The organism is Streptomyces sp. NPDC055632 (genome assembly GCF_053618675.1).
In genome coordinates this window covers 1-1,352 of the sequence record NZ_JBSHHY010000096.1, presented here as the reverse complement: position 1 = coordinate 1,352, position 1,352 = coordinate 1, and the positions used below count along the sequence as shown (strand labels likewise).

The 1,352-nt window shown below is 66.8% G+C and carries 2 protein-coding genes; one reads left to right on the top strand and one right to left on the bottom strand.

Annotated features, from left to right (window positions below):
• Positions 1-10: 10 nt before the first annotated feature.
• A protein-coding gene (locus tag ACWGSR_RS37670) for an IS5 family transposase (protein WP_453573971.1) occupies positions 11-828 on the bottom strand; the annotation gives its coding sequence in 2 pieces (ribosomal slippage) (positions 11-486 and positions 486-828; 819 coding nt in all).
• 99 nt (positions 829-927) lie between these two features.
• Between ACWGSR_RS37670 and ACWGSR_RS37665 the strand changes: the two genes are divergently transcribed.
• Positions 928-1,352, top strand: a 425-nt coding sequence (locus tag ACWGSR_RS37665; protein ID WP_453573969.1) for a DUF6228 family protein, incomplete at its 3' end; no start/stop codon positions are given.

Below are 1,352 nucleotides of genomic sequence, written 5' to 3'. Positions count from 1 at the left end.
AGAGGTTGTCTCACGTGGTGAGTTTCGCGAGTTTCTTGTAGCAGGTGAGAGCTGCGGCGAGGCCCAGGAAGGCAAGGAAGTGGCTGCCCTTGCGTTCATAGCGGACGGCAAGGCGGCGGTAGCCGAACAGCCAGGCGATCGACCTCTCGATCTTCCAGCGGTGTCGGCCGAGCCGCTCGCCGGACTCGATCCCCGGGCGTGCGATGCGCGGGATGAGCCGTCGTGAGCGGAGCCAGGCGAGGTGTTCGGCGGAGAAGTATGCCTTGTCGGCGCGGACCTTGACCGGTCGCCGTCGTCGTGGCCCGCGCCGGGACCGTACGGCGGGGAGGCCCAGGAGTAGCGGCTTGAAGGCTTGGCTGTCGTGCACGTTCGCACCGGAGACTGCGACGGCCAGCGGGATGCCTTGGGCTTCGGACAGCACATGCAGCTTGCTGCCCTTCTTGCCGCGATCGACCGGGTTCGGTCCGGTCAGCGAGCCCCCCTTTTCGCGCGGACGGATGCGGCGTCGATGATCGCTGAGGTCCAGTCCAGCTCGCCCCTGGTACCGAGCTCGTCCAGCACCGCCCGATGCAGCCGCCGCCACAGACCGGCCTTGGTCCACGTCGTGAAACGGCGATGCGCAGTGGACGGCGAGGTGCCGAACGTCGGCGGCAGGTAGCGCCAGGCACAACCGCTGGTCAGCACGTAAACCACCGCCGTGAACACCTTCCGGTCCGCCACCGGCGCTGTTCCACCGCCCTGCTTTCTGGGCCGGAACGGCGGTATCAGCGGCGCGGCTATCTTCCACAGCCCATCGGGGACCAGTTCCCGCGCAAGATCCACAGCCATGACGGACGATCATGCTCCAAGCAGTACCCGCGGCCCGCGGCCGGGGCAGGGCGGCTATATCAGCTGGTCATCGAGCCCCACTACTTCTAACCTGCTCAAATGACCGAAGACGGACCCGCGGTACGCGTGGGAGAGCCCGGACCGAGACCGGTCCACCTGCTCTTCTCCGAGCCGACAAGACCCTATGGGGAAGACCCCACACTCGACTTCCTAGTGAAAGCTCGCGGGCAGTGGGTGAGCATCGAGACCCTGGTGCGCACGTGGGACGGCGACGGCCTCGACACCTTCCTTTCCTCACTGACCGAGGACTTCCGCGGCTGGGAAGGAGCGCGTAGCTGGCGCTCCCTGGAACGCGACCTGACGATCTCGGCGGAACACCGCCCGGGCGGCTACGTCCACCTGACGTGGGGCATCCACGACCGGCCTCCGTCCGAGGAGTGGCACTTCGAGACCACCACCGTGCATGCGGCCGGCGAGGAGATGCGAAACCTCGCTGCAGAGTTCCAGATGTTTCTCACGAGCAC